This is a genomic window from Pseudomonas sp. (assembly GCF_026224925.1).
GTDB lineage: Bacteria > Pseudomonadota > Gammaproteobacteria > Pseudomonadales > Pseudomonadaceae > Aquipseudomonas.
The window spans coordinates 1-5,175 of the sequence record NZ_JAMFRV010000376.1 but is presented as its reverse complement, the minus strand read 5'-3'; the positions used below and the strand labels follow the sequence as shown (position 1 = coordinate 5,175).

The following is a 5,175-nucleotide window of genomic DNA, read 5'->3' as shown; positions in this document are numbered from 1 at the left end:
GACGTTCGGCAAGCCGACGATGCCGCATTGGAGACTCATGGAAAAACCTTTAATTATCAATAAATTAGGGGGATGCAAATCACGGCAGGAATTTGCCGGGCAAGGCTTGCGTCAACCACCAGCACTACTATAAATGGCAACAAAACTCTTGAAATCACGGCGCGAGCGCCAGTTTTTTACGAATTTTGTCAAAGAATATCGGTATTGTAACCCTCGGCGTTACCCTTCTCCAAAAGCATCCTGCTCTGACTTACGCGTATATCACCGCATCCTCGCGCGAAAACAAGGTGCAATTTCAGCATGCCAATAATAAGTTTGCCTTTGTCGCCTGCGATCCATACAGTAAAGTGACACGCTTGCGCCACCCGGTACCGAAACGCGAACAAGACTATTCATGGCCATCAAGAAATCAGAACTTTATTCATCTCTCTGGAAATCCTGTGACGAACTGCGCGGCGGCATGGATGCCAGCCAGTACAAGGACTATGTCCTCATCCTGCTATTCGTCAAATACGTCTCCGACAAATACGCCGGTGACCATAGCGCGCTGATCGACGTGCCCTTTGGCGGCAGCTTTGCCGACATGGTGGCCGCCAAGGGCGACAAGGAAATCGGCGACAAGGTCAACAAGATCATCGGCCGGCTGGCCGACGCCAACGACAGCCTCAAGGGCGCCATCAACGTCGCCGACTTCAACGACGAAGAAAAGCTCGGCAAGGGCAAGGAGATGGTGGACCGGCTCACCAAGCTGGTGGCCATCTTCGAGGGACTGGACTTCGGCGGCAACCGGGCCGGGGGCGACGATCTGCTAGGTGACGCCTACGAATACCTGATGCGCCACTTCGCCACCGAGTCGGGAAAAAGCAAGGGCCAGTTCTATACACCGTCCGAAGTCTCGCGCACGATGGCGCTGGTGATCGACCTGGGAAAGGCTTCCAACGCCGGCCAGAGCATCTACGACCCTACCTGCGGCTCCGGCTCGCTGCTGCTCAAAGCGCACGATGAAGCCAAGCACCGTACCGGAATGGACCTGGCGTTGTACGGCCAGGAAATGGACAACGCCACCAGCGCGCTGGCGCGCATGAACATGGTGCTGCACGACTGCCCCACGGCGGAAATCTGGCAGGCCAATACCTTATCGAGTCCGCATTTCAAGAAGGCGGACGGCGGCCTGAAAACCTTCGACTTCATCGTCGCCAACCCGCCGTTTTCCACCAAGGCGTGGACCAGTGGCCTGGACCCGGCCAACGACTTGTACGGCCGCTTTGAGTACGGCACCCCGCCCGAGAAAAACGGCGACTACGCCTTCCTGCTGCATATGCTCAAAAGCCTCAAGAGCGCGGGCAAGGCGGCCGTCATCCTGCCGCACGGTGTGCTGTTCCGGGGCGGCGCCGAGGGCGGCATCCGCACCCGCATTCTCAAACAGGGCTATATCAAGGGCATCATCGGCCTGCCGGCCAACCTGTTCTACGGCACCGGCATCCCCGCTTGCATCATCGTGCTCGACAAGGAAGGCGCGGCTGGCCGCAAAGGCATCTTCATGGTGGACGCCAGCTGCGGCTTTATCAAAGACGGCAACAAGAACCGCCTGCGCGCGCAGGACATCCACAAGATCGTCGACACGTTCACGCGCCAGATCGAAACGTCCAAATACGCGCGCATGGTGCCGCTGGTGGAGGTTGCGAGCAACGACTTCAACCTGAACCTGCCGCGCTACATCGACAGCACCGAACCGGAAGACCTGCAGGACATTGCCGCGCACCTGATGGGTGGCATTCCGAATGCGGACATCGACGGCCTGGCCGCTTACTGGCAAGTGTTCCCCGATGTACGCAAGGACCTGTTTCAGGATGCCGAACGCCCTGGCTATTGCCATCCGAAAGTCGCCGCCGCGCGGGTCAAGGCCGCCATTTTCGCCCACCCGCAATTTACCGCCTTCAATACGCTAGTGACGGCCCTGTTTGACAACTGGAAGACCGTCAACACACCACTACTGACCAACATCGAGCAGGGCCAGCGGCCCAACGAGTTGATCGAAACGCTGTCCGAGAGTCTGCTCGACGCCTTCCGCAATCATGCCGCCATCGCCACCCTGATCGACCCGTATGGCGTCTACCAGCACCTGATGGACTTCTGGATGGAAACCATGCAGGACGATGCCTGGATGATCTCCAGCGACGGGTGGAAAGCCACGCAGGCAGGTAAGCCCAATTTCGACCTGATACCGCCCGCCCTGATCGTGGAGCGCTACTTTGCCAGCGAGCAGCAATCCATCGAAGCACTCGAAGCGTCGCGCGACACTATCAGCCGACAGATGGAAGAGATAGCCGAGGAGCACGGTGGCGACGACGGTCTGTTGGCCGAGGCGAAAAATGACAAAGGCAAACTGACCAAAGTGAGCGCCAAAGCTCGGCTGGGCGACATCAAACACGACACCGATGCACTTGAAGAAAGCGATCTGCTGGAGTCCTACCTTGAACTTGCAGAGCAGGAAGCGGCGGCTGGTAAGGCTGTGAAGGACGCCGTCAAGGCGCTCGATACCAAGGTGGCCGCCAAGTATGGCAAGCTCGATGTTGCCGACGTAAAGGAGCTAGTCGTGAACGATAAATGGCTGGCCGCGCTGTCGACTAGTGTGCAAGGAGAGCTTGACCGCATCAGTCAGGCGCTGACTGGACGCATCAGTCAACTGGCCGAGCGGTATGCCACGCCCGTCAAGCAGATTGCCGATGATGTGGAAACGCTGTCCGCGCGCGTGGACGAACATTTGAAAAAAATGGGATTCGCATGGCACTGAGCGGATACAAAGCATGAGTACCAACGTGCGGGCCGGGTACAAACAGAGTGAACTGGGTGTGATACCAGAAGACTGGGACGCGATTAGATTCGAAGAACTTTTTTCATTTCGAAATGGAGTTAACGCCGATAAGGCCAGTTACGGTAAAGGCACTCCCTTCATCAACGTACTGGAGCCAATTACTTATTCACACCTATTTGGTCATGAAATTACCGGCAAGGTCACTTTAACCGAGTCAGTGACTGCCTCATATTCAGTACGGACCGGTGATGTTCTTTTCAATCGTACATCAGAAGTTCAGGAAGAAATCGGCTTGGCATCTGTATATCTTGGTAAAGACCGAGTAGTCTTTGGCGGATTTGTTATCCGAGGCCGACCGAACAATGCCAAACTCGATCCAGTGTATTCTGGTTACTCACTTCGAGCGTCGTTCATCCGAGCGCAATTAATTCCCATGGGACAGGGCGCGATTCGGGCAAACATCGGTCAACAGAACCTTGGTCGTGTTGTAACCATAATCCCTCCACTGCAAGAACAGTACGCGATCGCCGCCGCGCTGTCAGATGTAGATGCGCTGCTGGTCAAGCTTGATGCCCTCATTGCCAAGAAGCGCGACCTCAAACAGGCCGCTATGCAGCAACTTCTCAGCGGCCAGACCCGCCTGCCGGGATTTTGCGGGGAGTGGGAGGTTAAGCGGTTTGGCGACACGCTAAAGGTGCGGCATGGAAGAAACCAGCACGAAGTCGCGGTGGCTGGGGGAATTTATCCAATTCTTGCTACTGGGGGTGAAATTGGGCGCACTAATATTTCTCTCTACGATAAAGAGTCGGTATTAATTGGCCGGAAGGGGACTATCGACAGACCTCAGTATCAAAATTCGCCGTTTTGGACAGTGGATACTTTGTTTTATACAGAAATTTTCAATCAAACACTTCCTAAGTTTATCTACTATAAGTTTTTAATGATTGATTGGTGGTCGTACAATGCGGCGTCTGGAGTGCCAAGCTTAAATGCATCAACGATTGAAAACATTCAAGTCGCGATGCCGACATTAGCCGAACAAACCGCCATCGCCACCATCCTCTCCGACATGGACGCCGAACTTACCGCCCTCGAAGCCCGCCGCGACAAGACCCGCGCGCTCAAGCAAGGCATGATGCAGGAACTGCTGACAGGAAGGATACGCCTGGTATGAAAGAAGCCCAGACCATCGAATGGAAGCAGTCCTGGCGGGATGAATACCTGAGATGGATCTGCGGCTTCGCCAATGCCGAGGGCGGCACGCTGGTCGTCGGCAAGAACGATAGGGGCGAGGTGGTGGGCGTGGCCAACGCGACCAAGCTGCTCGAAGACATACCGAACAAGGTGCGCGACATTCTCGGCATCGTGGTGGCTGTCAATCTGCACACGCAGGACGGGCGCGACTGGCTGGAAATCGTGGTCGATGCCTACCCGAGCCCGATCAGCTACAAAGGTGAATACCACCTGCGCAGCGGCAGCACCAAGCAGGAGTTGCGCGGTGGCGCGCTGGACCGTTTCCTGCTGCGCAAATTGGGCAGGCATTGGGACGGCGTGCCGGTGCCGCATCTGGCGATGACCGATCTGGCGTCGCACGCAATCCTGTCGTTTCGCAAGCTGGCGGCAAAGAGCGGCCGCCTGAGCGCGGAGTCGCTGGCAGAGAGCGACGCCATCCTGTTTGAAAAGTTGCACCTGACCGAGGGACAGTATCTCAAGCGCGCGGTCACGCTGCTGTTTCACGCCGATCCTGAAAAATTCACCACCGGCGCGTGCGTGAAGATTGGCTTCTTTCGCACCGACTCCGACCTGCTCTACCACGATGTGATCTCAGGCGACCTGTTCACGCAAGTGGAAAAAACGCTCGATCTGCTGCTGACGAAGTACCTGCGCGCCGGGATTTCGTACCAGGGGGTACAGCGGCTGGAGCGTTTGCCGGTACCCGAAGCAGCCTTGCGCGAGGCGGTGATCAACGCCATCGCGCACAAGGACTATGGCGCAGCGATTCCGATTCAGATTAGCGTCTACGAGCACAAGCTGATTATCTGGAACGCGGGCCAGTTGCCGCCGGACTGGTCGCTGGCACGCCTGATGGCCAAGCATCCGTCGCAGCCAGCCAATCCCGACATTGCCCGCACTTTGTTTCTGGCCGGGCTGATCGAATCGTGGGGCCGTGGCATCGACCTCATTCGCCGGGCCTGTATTGCCGATGCCAGTCCGGCTCCGAAATTCGATTGTGACAGCGCGGGATTTTGGGTGGAGTTTCCGTTTCCTTCGCTTCCGCCCGCGGATTCACCCGCAGCCACAGGAAAAGTCAAAAAAACTTCGGTGAAAACTTCGGTGAAAACTTCGGTGAAAACTTCGGT

General features: G+C 56.6%; 3 protein-coding genes. All 3 read left to right on the top strand.

Going from position 1 to position 5,175, the window contains the following annotated elements; translation table 11 throughout:
* Positions 1 to 394: 394 nt before the first annotated feature.
* On the top strand, positions 395 to 2,794 hold the full coding sequence (locus M0974_RS16510) for a type I restriction-modification system subunit M (protein ID WP_297838862.1): 2,400 nt from the start codon (positions 395 to 397) through the stop codon (positions 2,792 to 2,794).
* 13 nt (positions 2,795 to 2,807) lie between these two features.
* Entirely contained in the window at positions 2,808 to 3,989 is a 1,182-nt protein-coding gene (locus M0974_RS16505; protein ID WP_297838859.1) for a restriction endonuclease subunit S, read from the top strand.
* On the top strand, positions 3,986 to 5,175 hold a 1,190-nt coding region (locus tag M0974_RS16500; RefSeq protein WP_297838857.1), incomplete at its 3' end, for an ATP-binding protein. The genes M0974_RS16505 and M0974_RS16500, both read left to right, overlap by 4 nt.